This window comes from Streptomyces sp. LHD-70, assembly GCF_031157275.1.
Taxonomy (GTDB): Bacteria; Actinomycetota; Actinomycetes; order Streptomycetales; family Streptomycetaceae; genus Streptomyces.
The window spans coordinates 137,444-154,346 of sequence record NZ_JAVIFW010000014.1 but is presented as its reverse complement, the minus strand read 5'-3'; the positions used below and the strand labels follow the sequence as shown (position 1 = coordinate 154,346).

Annotated in this window: 14 protein-coding genes, 2 tRNA genes and 1 pseudogene; 9 read left to right on the top strand and 8 right to left on the bottom strand. The window is 70.5% G+C overall.

The window, feature by feature from the left end; all coding sequences use genetic code 11:
• Window positions 1-9 precede the first annotated feature (9 nt).
• Together RCO28_RS26320 and RCO28_RS26315 are read left to right on the top strand one after the other, a co-directional pair.
• A complete protein-coding gene (locus RCO28_RS26320) occupies window positions 10-375 on the top strand; it encodes a VOC family protein (protein WP_308943742.1) in 366 nt (121 codons plus the stop codon).
• Window positions 376-454: 79 nt separating this feature from the next.
• Window positions 455-1,507, top strand: coding sequence for a DNA-3-methyladenine glycosylase 2 family protein (locus RCO28_RS26315; RefSeq protein ID WP_308943741.1), 1,053 nt, complete (start codon window positions 455-457; stop codon window positions 1,505-1,507).
• Here RCO28_RS26315 and RCO28_RS26310 read toward each other — a convergent pair.
• Window positions 1,439-2,257 (bottom strand): AfsR/SARP family transcriptional regulator, encoded by an 819-nt coding sequence (locus RCO28_RS26310; protein WP_308943740.1) that lies wholly within the window; start codon window positions 2,255-2,257, stop codon window positions 1,439-1,441. The genes RCO28_RS26315 and RCO28_RS26310 overlap by 69 nt on opposite strands.
• A 243-nt stretch (window positions 2,258-2,500) precedes the next feature.
• On the opposite strand from RCO28_RS26310, the gene RCO28_RS26305 reads away from it, so the two are divergent.
• From RCO28_RS26305 to RCO28_RS26290, 4 genes are all read left to right on the top strand, one after another.
• On the top strand, window positions 2,501-2,635 hold the full coding sequence (locus RCO28_RS26305; protein WP_308943739.1) for a hypothetical protein: 135 nt from the start codon (window positions 2,501-2,503) through the stop codon (window positions 2,633-2,635).
• A gap of 89 nt (window positions 2,636-2,724) precedes the next feature.
• Entirely contained in the window at window positions 2,725-5,043 is a 2,319-nt protein-coding gene (locus RCO28_RS26300) for a TOMM precursor leader peptide-binding protein (RefSeq protein ID WP_374991253.1), read from the top strand.
• A gap of 40 nt (window positions 5,044-5,083) precedes the next feature.
• The gene (locus tag RCO28_RS26295) at window positions 5,084-6,598 is read left to right on the top strand and encodes a SagB family peptide dehydrogenase (RefSeq protein ID WP_308943737.1); all 1,515 of its coding nucleotides are present in this window, start codon (window positions 5,084-5,086) and stop codon (window positions 6,596-6,598) included.
• 135 nt (window positions 6,599-6,733) lie between these two features.
• Complete coding sequence (locus RCO28_RS26290; RefSeq protein WP_308943736.1) at window positions 6,734-8,020, top strand: histidine kinase; 1,287 nt, start codon at window positions 6,734-6,736, stop codon at window positions 8,018-8,020.
• On the opposite strand, the gene RCO28_RS26285 is transcribed toward RCO28_RS26290, so the two are convergent.
• From RCO28_RS26285 to RCO28_RS26275, 3 genes and pseudogenes are all read right to left on the bottom strand, one after another.
• Window positions 7,968-8,573, bottom strand: coding sequence for a response regulator transcription factor (locus tag RCO28_RS26285; protein ID WP_308943735.1), 606 nt, complete (start codon window positions 8,571-8,573; stop codon window positions 7,968-7,970). The two genes, RCO28_RS26290 and RCO28_RS26285, sit on opposite strands and share 53 nt — an antisense overlap.
• Window positions 8,574-8,641: 68 nt before the next feature.
• Window positions 8,642-8,870, bottom strand: a pseudogene (locus RCO28_RS26280) (DUF664 domain-containing protein); the annotation flags it as partial.
• Window positions 8,797-9,075, bottom strand: coding sequence for a hypothetical protein (locus tag RCO28_RS26275; protein WP_308943798.1), 279 nt, complete (start codon window positions 9,073-9,075; stop codon window positions 8,797-8,799). The gene RCO28_RS26275 and the pseudogene RCO28_RS26280, both read right to left, overlap by 74 nt.
• A gap of 839 nt (window positions 9,076-9,914) precedes the next feature.
• Between RCO28_RS26275 and RCO28_RS26270 the strand changes: the two genes are divergently transcribed.
• Window positions 9,915-9,989, top strand: a tRNA-Asp gene (locus tag RCO28_RS26270).
• Between the two features lie 23 nt (window positions 9,990-10,012).
• A tRNA-Phe gene (locus RCO28_RS26265) sits at window positions 10,013-10,089 on the top strand.
• A 100-nt stretch (window positions 10,090-10,189) separates the two neighbouring features.
• On the opposite strand, the gene RCO28_RS26260 is transcribed toward RCO28_RS26265, so the two are convergent.
• Genes RCO28_RS26260 through RCO28_RS26245 form a run of 4 tightly spaced genes read right to left on the bottom strand, consistent with a single transcriptional unit; the run spans window position 10,190 to window position 12,802 of the window.
• Window positions 10,190-11,047: a cytochrome c biogenesis CcdA family protein gene (locus tag RCO28_RS26260; protein ID WP_308943734.1), complete on the bottom strand. Its 858-nt coding sequence runs from the start codon at window positions 11,045-11,047 to the stop codon at window positions 10,190-10,192.
• Entirely contained in the window at window positions 11,044-11,826 is a 783-nt protein-coding gene (locus tag RCO28_RS26255; protein WP_308943733.1) for a thioredoxin domain-containing protein, read from the bottom strand. Before RCO28_RS26255 ends, RCO28_RS26260 begins: the two co-directional genes overlap by 4 nt.
• Window positions 11,827-11,870: 44 nt before the next feature.
• Window positions 11,871-12,347 carry a hypothetical protein gene (locus RCO28_RS26250; RefSeq protein ID WP_308943732.1) on the bottom strand — a complete coding sequence of 159 codons (477 nt, stop codon included), beginning with the start codon at window positions 12,345-12,347 and terminating at the stop codon, window positions 11,871-11,873.
• Window positions 12,348-12,400: 53 nt separating this feature from the next.
• Window positions 12,401-12,802, bottom strand: coding sequence for a hypothetical protein (locus RCO28_RS26245; RefSeq protein WP_308943731.1), 402 nt, complete (start codon window positions 12,800-12,802; stop codon window positions 12,401-12,403).
• A gap of 82 nt (window positions 12,803-12,884) precedes the next feature.
• Between RCO28_RS26245 and hrpA the strand changes: the two genes are divergently transcribed.
• Window positions 12,885-16,847 (top strand): ATP-dependent RNA helicase HrpA, encoded by a 3,963-nt coding sequence (gene hrpA, locus RCO28_RS26240; RefSeq protein ID WP_308943730.1) that lies wholly within the window; start codon window positions 12,885-12,887, stop codon window positions 16,845-16,847.
• The last annotated feature ends 56 nt before the right edge of the window (window positions 16,848-16,903 follow it).

Below are 16,903 nucleotides of genomic sequence, written 5' to 3'. Positions count from 1 at the left end.
AGAAAAACCATGACCGACGTCAAGGGCATCGACTTCGCCGCCATCCAGGTGCGCGACTTGGAGAAGTCCGCCGCCTTCTACACCGATGTGATCGGCTTGACCCGCGCCCCGGCGTCGCCACCGGAGGCCGTGGTCTTCACCACCCGGCCCATCCCCTTCGCGGTCCGCACCCCGGTCGTCGACCTGGACGCCACCGACAAGCTCGGCTGGGGCGTGGCCCTGTGGCTGCTGGCCGACGATTCCGAGGCCGTGTACGCGCGGGTCACCAAGGCCGGGCGCCCGATCGCCGTCGAGCCGTTCGACGGCCCCTTCGGCCGCACCTTCGCCTTCGTCGACCCGGACGGCTACACGATCACCATCCACGACAAGGGCTGACCGCACGCCCCCCGTGGCCGGTCCCCCGTGCCGGCCACGGGGGACCGCCGCGCCACAAGCAAGCAGCAAGGAGTACGCCATGGCCACCCCGCTCCGGATCCGCCCCCAGGGCCCCTTCTCCCTGGCCGCCGCCATCCGCTTCCAGCAGGGCTTCGCGCCCGCGGACTACAAGAACAACGGCGGGGCAGCGCCGAAGGCCGCTCCCGCCTGCTCCACCGCCGTCACCGGATCTGGTCCCCAGGACTTCGAATCCCTGCGCTTCGCGTTCGCGCTGGACGACGAATGGACGCCCGCCGGCGCCCTCGTACACCCCGATCCCGAGGCGACGGACGGCAGGGTGCTCGTCGAGCCGTACGGCGAAGGCGACCCGGAGGCGGTACGGAAACAAGCCGCCCGCATCCTGTCGCTGGATGTGGACGGCAGCAGCTTCCCGGCCGTCGGAGAGCGGGACGAGATCGTCGGGCGGCTCCAGGGGCTGTATCCGGGACTGCGCCCAGTGTGCTTCAACTCGCCCTACGAGGCCGCTGCTTGGGCCGTGATCGGCCACCGCATCCGTATCGTGCAGGCGGCCTCGATCCGCACCCGCATCGCGCGGAAGTACGGAACGCCCGTGGACGTGGGCGGACTTGAGGTACCCGCCTTCCCGTCCCCGCAGACCCTGCTGGCACTGCCGGAGGTGCCGGGACTGCCGTCGGTGAAGTCCGAACGCCTGCACGCGGTCTCCCGCGCGGCCCTCGACGGCGAGCTGGACCCCGCGGTCCTGCGCTCCCTCGACCCCGGCGACGCGCTGCAGCGGCTGTGCAAGATCTCCGGGATCGGACCATTCTCGGCCGAACTGATCCTGATCCGCGGCGCCGGGCACCCCGATCACTTCGCGTCCCAGGAACGCCGGCTGCACGCCTCGATGAGCGAGGCGTACGGCGTGGACGCGACCGACACGGCGGCCCTGCACCGTATCGCCTCGGCCTGGTCCCCGTACCGCAGCTGGGTCGCGCTGCTCTTCCGTACCGACCGCGAGAACACCACACACGAGATCTCCCGCGGCCGGCAGGCCCCCTCAGCCTCAGCCCACCAGCCGGACGGGCAGCGGACCGTCCGCACGGCCGTGCCGACGCAGCTGCGGATCGGCTGACAGGATCGACTGCAGCAGCCGCTGCACCTGTGGGGCGGGCTCCACGCCCAGCTGCTCGACGAGCATGCCGCGCAGCCGGTGGAACGCCTCCAGCGCGTCCCCGGTGCGCCCCGCACGGTGCAGCGCCAGCATGTGCATGGCGTGGATGTTCTCGTACGTGGGATGCAGCGCCGACAGCGCGGCCAGCTCGCCCAGCAGCTCGGCATGGCGGCCAAGTTCCAGGTCCGCGGCGATCCGCGCCTCCAGGGCCGCTAGTCGCATCTCGTCCAGGCGCAGCAGCTGCACCTCCAGCAGCCGGCCGGCGCTCACATCGACCAGCGCCGGGCCGCGCCAGATGGCCAGCGCGTCGGCGAACCGCCCGGCCGCGGCGGCCAGGTCACCCGCCGACCAGGCCGCCCGGCCCGAGGCCACCAGCCGCTCAAAGGCGGCCACGTCGACGCATTCGGGGTCGATGTCCAGCAGATACCCGCCGTGCCGGGTCGCCAGTACGTCCTTGACGTCCCCCTTGCCCGCCACCGCCAGCGCCCGCCGCAGGCAGCAGCGCAACTGCCGGATGTAGGACTGCAGGGTGGTGCTGGCGCTGCGCGGCAGATCCTCCCCCCACACCTCCTCCATCAGCGCGGATGCGGTCACTACTTGCCCTGGGTGCAGCGCGAGCAGCGCCAGGATCTGGCGGGGCTTGCCCGCGGTCGGGGCGACGGACATGCCGTGTGCACGGGCCACGAGCGGGCCCAGTACTCCGATGTCCATGTCTTGCTCCTTCTCGGTGCGTCCTCCGTTGGTCCGAGGATCGCCCGGGGAGCGGGGCCGGCAACAGTGCGTCACACCTCAACGCCGCGTGCGTTGAACGGTATTCGCCACGTGAAAGTTTCATGCCCGAGTCGGTGCTCCCGGCACTGGCCGCTCCTCGCCGCCTTGGCCAGTCTTGTGCCATGCCAACCGCCGCACCCCGGCCGCACCGGCCCGGGGCGCCTGGACAACGGAGAGAACGTCATGAACGCCACCTTCACCGCCACCACCACTCTCGTGCCCGCCGACGACCTGGTCATCGAGGAGCTCAGCCAGGACCTGGCCGAGGAGTTCCTGCCCGGGACGTGCATCTGCTGGACCGAGGCCACCGGCGTCTGAGCCCAGGCACCCGCACCTGCAACCGTCCGTGTCCGTCGCACGATCTAGGGGGAATCGTGAACAGTCCGTACCGGGGTGCGCATGCCGAAGTGGGCGTCGCAACCGCACAACTCTCGGGCTCCCGTCTGGGTTTCAAATCCCATCTGAGGGTCCACACGGTCCCTGGCGAGGGCGTCTATCTCGTCTCCGAGCGCGGTGTCACGGCCCTGCACGGCAGCGCCATCACGGCGCTGGCGCCGCTGCTTGACGGCACCCGCGACCTGGACAAGCTGCTGGCCGACACCGCGGGCGTCCTTGCCGCCCCGCAGGTCACCCGCATCGTCACCCGCCTCACCGAAGGCGGCTTCCTCACCCACCTTCCAGGCCTCGCCGCCGCGGTGCCCGCAGCGGACCGCGCGTACTGGGAACTGGCCGGTCTGGACGGACATCACGCGGCCCGCAGCGTCGCGGAAGGCTCGGTGGCCGTGCTGGCCCTGGGCGGCGGCGACGGCACGGGCCTGAGCGAGGCCCTGCGCGCCTCGGGCGTCCCGGTCTCCGGCGTACAGGTTTCCGATGCACCAGTGGAGTCCGCTTCGGTACGGCCCGGCACCGCCCCCCTGACCGTCGTGGTCTGCCAGGACTATCTCGACCCGGCGCTCGCCGAGGTGGACGCAGCCCAGCGTGCGGCCGGCAAGCCCTGGCTGGTGGTCCGCTCCGGCGGCGCCGACCCCTGGATCGGTCCGGTCCTGCGGCCCGGCAAGGGCCCGTGCTGGCACTGCCTGGCCCACTGGCTGCGGCTGAACCGCCGCGCCGAGACGTATCTCCAGCACGCCGCGGGCCTCGAAGGGCCGGTCCCCCCGCCGCCCTCCGCCTCCCCCGCCGGCCATGCGAGCGGACTGCACCTGGCCGCCCTGGAGGCCGCCAAGTGGCTGGCCGGGCACCGCTATCCGGGCCAGGACGCCATCTGGACGCTGGACAGTCTCACTCTCGGCGGGCGCCACCATCCGGCACGGCAACGCCCGCAGTGCCCCGCATGCGGAAACCCCGGCCTGGTCGCCGAGCGCGTCACCTCCCCCATGACGCCGCGCTCCCGCCCCAAGGCCGCGCAGACCGGCGGCGGCGACCGGGCGCTCACCCCGCAGCAGGTCCTGGAGCGGTACGGCCATCTGGTCGGCCCCCTCACCGGTGTCGTCACAGCACTCCGCCGCGACACGCGCGGCCCCGACTTCCTCAACTGCTTCCACGCGGGCCACAATCCGGTCGCCACGCCCACCGGCCTGGCCTCCGTACGCGCCGGACTGCGCAGCCGCAGCTCGGGCAAGGGCACCACCCCGCTGGACGCCCAGGTCAGCGCGCTGTGCGAGGCCGTCGAGCGGCACAGCGGCTTCTTCCAGGGCGACGAGCCGACCGTTCGGGCCGCTTACCGCGATATCGCGGCGGAGGCCGTGCACCCGGATACGATCCAGCTCTTCGATCAGCGGCAGTTCGATGGCCGTACGGCGTGGAACGCCGCGCACGGCCCCTTCCACCAGGTCTGCGCGCCCTTCGACTCGTCGGCCGAAATCGACTGGACGCCGGTCTGGTCGCTGACCGCGGGCCGCCACCGCCTGCTGCCCACCGCGCTGCTCTACTACAACGTCCCCGACCCGTCCTGCCGCGGCATGTGCTCGGCCAACTCCAACGGCACGGCGGCCGGCAGCAGCCCCGAGGACGCCCTCGTCCAGGGCTTCCTGGAGCTGGTGGAGCGGGACGCGGTCGCGCAGTGGTGGTACAACCGCACCCGACGCGCCGGCCTCGACCTGGACGCATTCGGCGACTCCTGGACCACGCGGCTGCGCGAGGTGCACGCCGGGCTAGGCCGTACGGTATGGGCCCTGGACCTCACCACGGACCTGGGCATCCCGGTCTTCGCCGCACTCTCCCGCCGTACCGATAAGCCCGCGCAGGACATCGCGCTGGGCTTCGGCGCCCACTTCGACCCGCGCACCGCGCTGCGCCGCGCGCTCACCGAGCTCAATCAGATGCTGCCGCCGCTGGTCGCGGTGCGCGCCGACGGCAGCGGCTACAGCTGCGACGATCCGGCGGCGCTTACGTGGTGGCGGACCGCGACGGTGGACAGCGAACCGTATCTGCGCCCCACCGGACAGCCGACCACGCCCGATACCCACCCCTGCACCCCGCGCGGCGATCTGCGCGAGGACGTGGCAGCCATCGAGGAGCTGGTCCGCAGACGGGGTATGGAACTGCTCGTACTCGACCAGACCCGCCCCGACCTGGAGCTGCCCGTCGTGAAGGTCATCGTCCCGGGCCTGCGGCCCTTTTGGACCCGCTTCGCGCCGGGCCGTCTCTTCGACGTCCCCGTACGGCAGGGCCTGCTGGCCTCGCCCACGCGGTACGAGGACCTCAACCCACGTCCGCTCTTCATGTGAAGCACGCCGGTACACCCCCCACACCCCCGAAGGATCCGCCGTGAACGCCCTGCCCGCTCCGCCGTACCCGTCGCCCGACCACGTCGACCTGTGGTCGCTGCGCGAGGACACCCTCGTCGAATTCCCGGAGCACGACGGGGGCACGGCCCAACTCACCACCCGCTGGGGCGATCTGACGCTGCCCGGCACCGGGCCGCTGCTGCGCTCCGCGCTGGAGCGGATGTCCTACGGCCCAGTGTCACTGCACAACATCGCGGGCGGCGCTGACTATCGCGAACTCACCGCCTGCCTGGGCGATCTGGAGCACATAGTGATCCGTTCGTTGAGCGGGCCGGACGGCCGGCCGCTGCTGTCGGCCGTACCGATCTCGCGCCGCGCCCGCTTCCGTACGAGCGTGCCCGGGCCCGGCACCCTGCACCGGCTCTCGCGCTTCGCGCTGATCCGGACCGCGGCGGGCGGGCTGTGGGTGGAGTCGCCGCTGTCCGGGCACCGGGTAGAACTGCACCGGGCCGAGGCCACCTGGCTGCTGGGCTGCTTCGGCCGGGCCACCACCGCCGAGGCGGTAGCCGACCGGCTCGGTTTGCCCACCGGCCTTGTGCGGGCCGCGGTGGCCTATCTGACGGCCGTACGGATGCTGGTGAGCGCCGTGGGGGGCGGCGGGCGGCCGGGGTTCGCGGAGTTCCCGGAGGACCGCGATCCGGCGCTGGCGTCCTGGTCGCCGTTTGATCTGATGCTGCATTCGCGCAGCCGGCTGGGGCGGCACGACGATCCGTTCGGGGCCGCGGAGCGGGGCGCGCCGGACGCCGCGGCCGCTACCCGCGCCCCGTATGGCGCGCCCGCGCCGATTCCGCTGCCGCGTCCGGCGCTGGCCCGGCTGCTGAGCCAGGATCCGCCGATCACCGCCGTATTGGAGGCGCGCAGGTCGGTACGGACCTACGGCAGCGAGCCGCTGTCGCTGGCGCGGCTGGGCGAACTGCTGTACCGGGCGGCGCGGATACGGACACCGGAGAGCGGATCGTTGGAGAACGGATCGCCGGATGCACCGGCCGTCTCCACGGGCTCGCGTCCCTATCCCAGCCTCGGCGGCAGCTACCCGCTGGAGCTGTACATCACGGCCGGGAACTGCGCGGGCCTGGCGCGCGGTACGTACCACTACGACCCGCTGGCGCTCGCACTGCGGCCGCTGGCCGCACCCGCCGCGGCGGTGGACGAACTGCTCGCCCAGGCCCGTATCTCCGCCTCGCTGACCACCGAACCGCCGGTGCTGATCACCATGACCGCCCGATTCGGTGCCATGAACCGGCGGTACGACGGTCTCGCGTACAGCGGTCTCCTCAAGGAGGTCGGTGCCCTGCAGCAGACGCTATATCTGGTGAGTACGGCCATGGGACTGGCACCCTGCGCGCTGGCGATCGGCGACAGCGACCTGTTGGCACATGCCTTTGGACTGGACTGGCTGAAGGAATCGAGCGTAGGGGAATTCGTCCTGGGGCCGCTTCCCGCCGAGGAGTTAGCGGGTGAAAGCGGCAATACGCCTGTGTATTCGCGTTTCTGACGCAAGTCCTGCACATCCCTTGGACAACGCGTCGGGAGCACGGAGGCGAATGACTGGCCCGGAGCCAGTCATAAGGCCCGCAGCGGGCACCGGCGCCGTTTATGCTCGGAATTCGCCGAGCGTCCGGAGGAAAACGTGCGATCTCCCGAGCCCGCTGCGCCCCACCCCGCCATACGCCCTGAAGTCCGCCGCGCCGGTCTGCACGCCGGCGTGGGCGGACAGCACCCCGACCTCGCACCCCGCGTGGCCGCGACCATCACCTCGGTGGTGGTCTGCGGTTTCTTCGCGGTCGCACTGTCGTACGTCCTGCGCATCCCGCATTCCGCGTGGTCGCTGGCCGCGGCGGTGGTGCTCTTGGCCGTCCTGCTCGGCCTGCAGCTCTTCCACTCCTTTCCCACCCTGGTCAAACCCCTGGCCCCGCGCCGCAGATGGACCCTGGCCGCACAGGCCCTGCTGACGTATCTGCCGTTCGCCTTCTTCAAGGCGGCCTGGCTCGGCATGCCGGGCTTCCTGGCCGCCTCCGCGCTCCTTGTCGTGGACGGCGTACTGGCCTGGGCGATCTTCGTGGGCACGGTGATTAGCGTGGGCGTCCTGCAGTTCGCGGTGGGTTTCGGCAAGGACGAGCTGGCGTACAACGTCCTGGCGACCGCGCTGACCGGAGTGGTCGTGTACGGACTGAGCCGACTCTCCGACCTGGTCAGCGAGGTGCAGGCGGCGCGCGGCGAACTGGCCAGACTCGCGGTCACCCAGGAGCGGCTGCGCTTCGCCCGCGATCTGCACGACCTGCTCGGCTTCAGCCTCTCCACGATCACCCTCAAGTGCGAGCTGACCCACCGGCTCGTGCTGCACCAGCCGCAGCGCGCCCAGCAGGAGCTGACGGAGGTGCTGCACACCGCACGCCAGGCGCTGTCCGACGTACGGTCGGTGGCCAGCGGCTACCGCAGCCTGTCGCTGCGTACGGAGGCGTGCACGGCCGAGTCGATACTCACCGCGGTTGGGATCACGGCCGAGACCCGGCTGGAGTTCGGGCCGTTGCCGGACGAGGTGGACACGGTCCTGGCGACCGTTCTGCGCGAGGGCATCACCAACATGCTGCGGCACAGCAAGGCCGATCACTGTCTGATCGAGGCGGTCGGCGAGGCCGGGTCCGTACGGCTGCGGATCGTCAACGACGGTGCCGACCGTACGGCGGGCACGCTGAAGGCGGGCACGGACGGCGGCGGCAGCGGGATCGGGAACCTCACCGAGCGGGTCGCCCGGCTCGGCGGCACGCTCATTGCCGAGCCGGCGGGGCCGGGCCGCTTCTGCCTGGCGGCGGAACTGCCGCTGAAGACCGCGGTGGCGGGCGCGAGCGGGCCCGGCAACGGCCTTACAGCCAGCCCGACTCCCGGGCTATCCGGACCGCGTCCATCCGATTCCTAGCGCCGAGCTTGCTGACCGCCGAGGTCAGGTAGTTGCGTACGGTCCCGGCGGACAGGAACAGCCGCCCGGCGATCTGCGTGATGTCATCGCCCTCGGCGGCCAGGCACAGCACCTCGCCCTCCCGCGTGGTCAGCGGATTGCTGCCCGCCTCCAGCGTGGCGACCGCCAGCTGCGGGTCGATCGCGCGGCGCCCGGCCGCCACGTCCCGGATCGCGACCGCCAGCCGGTCCGGTTCGGTGTCCTTGAGCAGGAAGCCCGAGGCGTGCGCGGCCAGCGCCCGGCGCATAGTGCCGGGCCGGCCGAGGCTCGTGAGCATCAACGTCCGGCACTGCGGCAGCCGTTCATGCAGCTCGGCCGCGGCGGCGATCCCGTCCTGCCCCGGCAGATCGATGTCCAGCACGGCGACATCAGGCCGGACTTCGAGGGCGCGCGGCACCACTTCGTCACCGGAATCCACCTCGGCGACGATCTCGATGTCCGGCTCCAGTTCCATCAGGGAGACCAGGGCCTTGCGGAGCATGAGCATGTCTTCGGCAAGCAGAACTCTGACCATCGATCCCCCGTGAACCATGGCAGCGGACGTCTTAGGGATGCGATGTTATCGACATCCTATCCGCCAAACTACTGCTCGACCGGACCCCGCCCGCTCGTACGCCCGCTATTGACCGGCTTCTGCCCGCACAGCGCCCGCTCCTCGTCCACGAGCACGAAAGCGGTCTTGCCGTCCAGGGACTTGCGGATGATGCCGGCGTGGCCCGCGTGCCGGGCGGGTCTCCTCAATCAGATGCAGCACCAGCCAGCGCATCGACTGCCGGGCGTCCTTGGGGAACCACGGCGCCACGGGCAGCGGCCTGCTGGCCCCTGGCGTTGCCGGTCGAGTGGACCAGGATCCTGCGCAACCGGTGGGCCGGGTCGCGTTTACGCGGCCCGGCCATGACATGGATGTCCTCCAGGACTCGGTAGGACTCCCGCTGGTCGGCGGGGGTGTTCCGCTCGCGGTCGTTGACGTAGTCGACCTCGGCGTCCAGCAGCGCGGTGATGTTCAGGTAGGACACAAGCTTGGAGCGACCTCGCCCGCGCCGCCGTCTGTCGATCGAGGCCTGTCCGTGGCGGCGCTCCTTTGCGGGCTGGCTCGCTTGCTGTGAGCAACAGGGTGCTGCTGCCTTCTGCCTGCACCAGGCTGGGAAGGCGCCTTGAGCGCTGCAAAGGCGGGCGACCCTGACGCCATGATCACGCTGGGCACCCGTATTCGCCCTGGCCGGTGACGCGGCTACGGACCTCGTCGTTGGATGGGTGCCGCCGCTCCAGAGCGAACGCAAGCGGTCGCGGCCATGGAGAGGCCGGCCATAGCCGGATGGCTGACTCACCCCCTCGCACGGCCCGGCAGCCGAGCGCCGGGTTCAACTGATCGGACGCCCCCGTACACCCCTCTGCTTAGATCTGGCCTGGGCCGTGGGGCTTCTGCCGCGCCGAGGTCTGTCAGCTCGCCCATTCTGGGACAAAACGCGCCAACCCGCGCGAGTAGGGACATCCGGAGACGTATTGGATAACTTCACAATGCCTGCCTCCCATCCGCAATATTGCCCTCCGGCAGCCACTGGCTGTGTTTGCTCTCGCGCATCACGTAAAGAATGGGATAAAGCCCTTTGGCGCCAGGCGAGTTGACTGCGCCTGGAACGACTTGATTTCGTACCGCAAACGATTAGCAGGGCGTGCTGACATGTCAGCACGGGACCCGGACCGAGCGGGATCGATCGAGGTTGAGAGGGATGGAAACAGTGGTGTTTATCCCGATTCTCTGGCGTTCTCGCAGGTCAGGACGGTAACGGTTTCAGGTTCGAATCCCGTTGGGGGCACGCACCACCCTGTGCGACACTTAGTCGCGCAACAGCTTGGTCCTGTGGAGCAGTTTGGAGTGCTCGCCACCCTGTCAAGGTGGAGGCCGCGGGTTCAAATCCCGTCAGGACCGCTGAGATTCCACGCGAATCTCGTGGCTGGGTAGCTCAGTTGGTACGAGCGTCCGCCTGAAAAGCGGAAGGTCGCCGGTTCGACCCCGGCCCCAGCCACCAGTGAAGCCCTCGTCTTCGGACGGGGGCTTCGGTGTTTTCGGACGTGCCTGTCGAGTGACCGGCTCCGCCCACCCGAACGCCGGTGGGCGGAGCCGGTCCCTCAGCTCTCCGTCTCCGCCCCCGCGTTCACCCCGGCGGCCGCACGGCGGCGCCACGCGCGTACCGCGAAGAACGTCACCGCCGCCGCGATCGCGACCAGCACCAGCGTGCCGTCCGAGACGCGCTCGCCGATGCCGCGGGCCCACTGTTCGACCGCGAACGAGTCGTCCACGTCGAGGATTCCGGGGAGTGCGGTCGTGCCGTCGAAGGCCAGGAACAGCGTGCCGAGGGCGATGAAGAACAGGCCCGACAGGGTCGAGGTCGTATGCAGCTCGAAGCGGCCGACGCGGAACGTGCGGCCACGGAGCCAGCGTCGGCGGCCCAGGTCGAAGCGCTCCCAGAGCAGGGCCAGGAGGAACAGCGGGACCGCCATGCCGAGGGCGTACACCGCGAGCAGTGCGCCCCCGTACCCCGGATTGCCGCCCAGGGCCGCGACCGTGAGGACGCTGCCGAGGATCGGGCCCGCGCAGAAGCCGGCCAGGCCGTAGACCGCGCCCAGGGCGTACACCGACAGGGCGGTGGTGGGGCGGATGCGGCCGGAGAGCTCGGACATCTTGCGGGAGGCGAAGCCCATGCCGAGGAGCTGCAGCAGGCCGAGCGCGATGATCAGCCAGCCGCCGACGAGGACGAGCAGATCCCGGTTGCCGTAGAAGAACCGCCCGGCGAACGAGCCCGCGGCGCCCAGCGGGACCAGGGTCGTGGCCAGGCCCAGGTAGAAGATGCCGGTGCGGGCGAGGAGCCGGGACGAGCTGTTGATCGAGTACGCGAAGAAGGCCGGCAGGAGCAGTGCGCTGCACGGGCTGAGCAGGGCGAGCAGGCCGCCGAGGAACGCGGCGAGATAGCCGATGTCGCCGGTCACCGGCCCGTGTCCTTCTTGCCGGAAGCCGCGGCGGCGGCCTGCTCGATGGCCTGCTCGAAGGTCTCCGCGGGCTGGGCGCCCGCCAGCGGACGGCCGTTGATCAGGAAGGACGGGGTGGAGGTGGCGCCCAGCTTGTACGCCTCCTCGGTGTCCTTGCCGACGGCCTTCTCCGCCGCCGCGCTGTCCAGGTCCTTCTGGAATTGGTCCAGGTCGGCGACCCCGGACTGCTTGGCGAGCTCGGCGAGGCGGTCGTCCTTGAAGCCCTTCTCCTTGGCGCCCTCCGCGTACGCCGCCTCGTGGAACTGCCAGAAGCGGCCCTGCTGCCCGGCCGCCCAGGCACCGCGCGCGGCGGCCTCCGACTCGGCGCCGAAGATCGGGAAGTTGCGCCACTCGATGCGCAGGGTGCCGTTGTCGACGTACTTCTTCACCAGGCCCGGCTCGGTGTCGCGGGCGAACTTGCCGCAGAAGCCGCACTTGAAGTCGGCGTACTCGACGAGGACGACGGGGGCGTCCGCGCGGCCCTGCGCGAGCGGGTCGTCGGCGTCGCGGCGGGCCAGCTTCTCCAGCTCCGGGTAGACGCCGTCCTGCGGGTCGGCGGAGACGTCGGCGGCGGGGGTGTCGCTCGCGCTGCCGGAGTCGGAGCCGGAACCGGAGCCGGGCTTGGTCGCGGTGAACGAGAAGACGCCGAGGAGCAGCGCGGCCACGAGGACGGCCGCGCCGATCGCGATGCCGCGGCCCTTGCCGGCGGCGGGGGAGGATTTCGATGAGGTGGGGGCCATGGGTGTTCAGGTCTCCTGGTGGTACGGGTCGGGAAGTCGGTGGGTCAGCGCGCGGGCTTCGCCGGGCAGGCGACCTCGCCGGCGAGCCGGCGGACGGTGGCCACGGCGAGCAGCACGAGCGAGGCGACCGCGAGCACGGGCTGCAGCGGCGCCCAGACGGTGAGCGCGCCGGAGGTGCCGAGGGCGAACAGCACGAGCTTGTTGCACACGGGGCAGCCGACGGCGAGGAACGAGAGCAGTGCTCCGGCCGAGCCGAGCCGCGAGACCCGTTCGCTGTCCCGGGTGCGCTCGGCTCCGGTGCGTACGTACGTGGCGAGCAGCAGACCGGCGAGCAGCGCGGAGGCCACGAGCACCGGATAGCTCCACCACTCGGGCGGGATCTCGCGCCCGAAGACCGGGTTCGGTACGAGGGCGGTCGGCAGGCCGAGCAGCAGTGCGCTGAGCAGGGCGCCGCCGAGCGCGACGAGCCGGCGCGCCGCCGGCCAGAGAGCGGGGGCGCGCAGAGCGAGCCGCAGATTCATGCGGGTTCTTCTCCTGTCCTGGGCGGGTGGGTGAGGGCCGGAGACAGGGCCCTCTACACGCGCAGGACGGAGAGTTCGACGGGGGACGGCGGGTCGCGGGGCGGTGGGCCGCGGTCGGGCGCGACGCCGGCGAGGGGGCCACAGGCCGTCCAGTCGCCGGTGCCGGACTGCTCGTAGGAGAGCGTGGAGGCCAGCTGTTCGTGGACGGTGGTGCGGGACGGGGCGGCGGGCTGGCTGCCCTCGTCGGTCTGTTTCTTGCCGCAGCCGGTCTTGCCGTCCAGGGCGGAGGCCGAGGGTGCGGCGGCCGAGGGTGCGGCGGCGCGTACGGACTCGGTCGCCTGGCCCGCACTCGCGCTCGCCGGGCCGCACACCAACCCCACCGTGAGCAGCGCGAGAAGCGCGCCCAGGAGAAGCGTCACCGCGGAGCGGCGACGGCGGGCGGCTGCGAGCGACATGGCTCCATACTGCACCACCCGGACAGAGGGGACAGAAATGCGTTCGCCAGTGCCGACAGGCGGGTGAGATCCTGGAGTTCGTATGTCTACTTCCTATGCCGAACTCGCCCGGCTCCTCGACGAGGCCTCGCTCCGCGACGCGCACCGTTTGGGCCGTCGCCTCGAAGGCAGCCGTAAGATCCGCAAGCCCGAGGCGCGGCAGGCCGTCCTCGACGAGATCGCGGCCGAGGCGGAGAAGTCCGCCGCACGGATACGGGAGCGGCGTGCGGCCCTGCCGCCGGTCACGTACCCCGAGCAGCTGCCGGTCAGCCAGAAGAAGGACGAGATCCTCGCGGCGATCCGGGACCACCAGGTCGTGATCGTCGCCGGTGAGACCGGTTCCGGGAAGACCACGCAGATCCCGAAGATCTGCATGGAGCTGGGCCGGGGCGCCCGCGGCATGATCGGCCACACGCAGCCCCGCCGGATCGCGGCGCGCACGGTCGCCGAGCGCGTGGCCGACGAGCTGGACACCCCGCTCGGCGAGACGGTCGGCTGGAAGGTCCGCTTCACCGACCAGGTCGGCGGCGACACGTTCGTGAAGCTGATGACGGACGGCATCCTGCTCGCCGAGATCCAGACGGACCGCGAGCTGCGCGCGTACGACACGATCATCATCGACGAGGCCCACGAGCGGTCCCTGAACATCGACTTCCTGCTCGGCTACCTCGCCCAGCTGCTGCCGAAGCGCCCGGACCTGAAGGTCGTCATCACCTCGGCGACCATCGACCCGGAGCGCTTCAGCCGGCACTTCGGGGAGGCCCCGATCGTCGAGGTCAGCGGCCGTACGTACCCGGTGGAGGTCCGCTACCGGCCGCTCCTCGAAGAGGACAGCGAGGAGTCCGACCGCGACCAGATCACCGCGATCTGCGATGCCGTCGAGGAGCTGCAGGGGGACGGCGACAGCGGCGATATCCTTGTATTCCTCTCCGGCGAGCGCGAGATCCGGGACACGGCGGACGCGCTGGAGAAGAAGAAGTACAGGTTCACCGAGGTCCTTCCGCTCTATGCCCGCCTGAGCCACGCCGAGCAGCACCGCGTCTTCCAGCAGCACACGGGCCGACGGATCGTCCTCGCGACGAACGTGGCGGAGACCTCGCTGACCGTCCCCGGCATCAAGTACGTGATCGACCCGGGCACGGCGCGTATCTCCCGCTACAGCCACCGCACCAAGGTCCAGCGGCTGCCCATCGAGGCGATCAGCCAGGCCAGCGCCAACCAGCGCAAGGGCCGCTGCGGTCGTACGTCGGACGGCATCTGCATCCGGCTTTACAGCGAGGACGACTTCGAGGCCCGCCCCGAGTTCACGGACGCGGAGATCCTCCGTACGAACCTGGCCTCCGTGATCCTGCAGATGACCGCGGCCGGCCTCGGCGACCTCGAGAAGTTCCCGTTCATCGACCCGCCGGACCACCGCAACATCCGCGACGGCGTCCAACTCCTCCAGGAACTGGGCGCGTTGGACCCCAAGCAGAAGGACGTACGGAAGCGTCTGACGGAGCAGGGCCGCAAGCTCTCCCAGCTGCCCGTCGACCCCCGGCTGGCCCGGATGGTCCTGGAGGCGGACAAGAACGGCTGCGTGCGCGAGGTCATGGTGATCGCGGCCGCGCTCTCCATCCAGGACCCGCGCGAGCGCCCGGCGGAGAAGCAGGCGCAGGCGGACCAGCAGCACGCCCGGTTCAAGGACGAGACGTCCGACTTCCTCGCGTACCTGAATCTGTGGCGGTATGTCCGGGAGCAGCAGAAGGAGCGGGGCTCCAGCTCGTTCCGCCGCATGTGCAAGCAGGAGTATCTGAACTTCCTGCGGATCCGCGAGTGGCAGGACATCTACCACCAGCTGCGGACGGTCGCGAAGCAGATGGGCATCCATCTGAACGAGGACGACGCCCCGGAGCAGCGCGTCCACATCTCGCTCCTGGCCGGCCTCCTCTCCCATATCGGGATGAAGGACGTGAAGGAGTCCAAGGAGAGCGACCCGAAGCAGCGCGGCGGCGGCCGGAACGAGTATCTGGGCGCCCGCAACGCCAAGTTCGCGGTCTTCCCCGGCTCCGCGCTGTTCAAGAAGCCGCCGCGGTTCATCATGTCCGCGGAGCTGGTGGAGACCTCCCGGCTGTGGGCGCGGGTCAACGCGAAGATCGAGCCGGAGTGGGTCGAGCCGCTCGCCGAGCACCTCCTGAAGCGCACGTACTCCGAGCCGCACTGGGAGAAGGACCAGGCGGCGGTGATGGCGTACGAGAAGGTCACGCTGTACGGCGTACCGATCGTGGCGCAGCGCAAGGTGAACTACGGCCGGATCGACCCCGAGGTCTCCCGCGAGCTGTTCATCCGCAACGCCCTGGTCGAGGGCGACTGGCGCACGCACCACAAGTTCTACGCGGACAACCGCAGACTCCTCACCGAGGTCGAGGAGTTGGAGCACCGGGCCCGCCGCCGCGACATCATGGTCGACGACGAGACGCTCTTCGACTTCTACGAGCAGCGCATCCCCGAACACGTGGTGTCCGGCGCGCACTTCGACTCGTGGTGGAAGCACAAGAAGCGCGAGGAGCCCGAACTCCTCGACTTCGAGCGGTCGATGCTGATCCGCGAGTCCGCCGAGGCGGTCACCAAGGACGACTACCCGGACCAGTGGCGTCAGGGCGGGCTGAAGTTCCGGGTGACCTACCAGTTCGAGCCGGGCGCGGACGCCGACGGTGTGACGGTCCACGTACCGCTCCAGGTGCTCAACCAGGTCACGGACGCGGGCTTCGACTGGCAGATCCCGGGCCTGCGCGAGGACGTGGTGACGGAGCTGATCCGCTCGCTGCCCAAGCCGATCCGTCGCCACTACGTCCCGGCGCCCAACTACGCGAAGGCGTTCCTGGAGCGCGCGGTGCCGCTACAGGAACCCCTGCCGGTCACGCTCGCCCGCGAGCTGAAGGGCATGGTCGGCGTCCCGGTGGCGGCGGACGACTTCGATCTGTCGCGCGTACCGGACCACTTGAAGATCACGTTCCGGATCGTCGACGAGCGGCGCAAGAAGCTCGCCGAGGACAAGGACCTGGAAGCCCTGAAGCTTCGCCTCAAGCCCAAGGCCCGCAAGGCGATCTCGCAGGCCGCCGCGGCGACCGCGGAGCGCTCCGGCGGTGAGTCCGTGGAGCGTACGGGCCTTCAGGACTGGACGATCGGCACGCTGAAGCGCGTCTTCGAGACCAGGCGCGCGGGCCAGCCGGTGAAGGCGTACCCGGCGCTCGTGGACGCGGGCGACTCCGTCTCCGTACGCCTCTTCGACACCGAGGCCGAGCAGCTGGAGTCGATGTGGCAGGGCACGCGGCGCCTGATCCTGCTCAACATCCCGGTGAACGCGGCCAAGTTCGCCACGGGCAAGCTCACCAACCAGCAGAAGCTCACGCTCTCCTCGAACCCGCACGGCTCCATCCAGGCCCTGGTGGACGACTGCGCCACGGCCGCCGCGGACAAGCTCATCGCCGACTTCGGCGGCCCGGCCTGGGACGAGGGGTCGTACCGCGCGCTCTACGAGAAGGTCCGCGCCGACCTCGTGGACGCCACCGTGCACACGGTCGGCCAGGTGCAGCAGGTCCTCGCCGCCTGGCAGGCCTGCGAGCGCCGCCTGAAGTCCACGAACTCCCCGGCGCTCCTGGCCAACCTCACGGACGTACGCACGCAGTTGGACGCCCTGATCAGGCCCGGCTTCGTCACGGCGACGGGCCTTCGCCGCCTGCCCGATCTGATGCGGTATCTGACGGCCGCCGACCGCCGGCTGCAGCAGATGCCGACGAGCGTGCAGCGGGACACCACGCGCATGCAGAAGGTCCACGACATGCAGGACGAATACGCCTGGCTGCTTGAGCAGTTGCCGCAGGGCCGGCCGGTGCCGCAGAACGTACGGGACATCCGCTGGATGCTGGAGGAGCTGCGGGTCAGCTACTTCGCGCACGCGCTCGGCACGGCGTATCCGATCTCGGACAAGCGGATCGTGAAGGCCGTCGACGCGGCGGCACCGTAGCGGAAAAGGCGTGACGGGCCGCTCACAGAGAGCGAGTTCGACCCTGGCCAACTGCT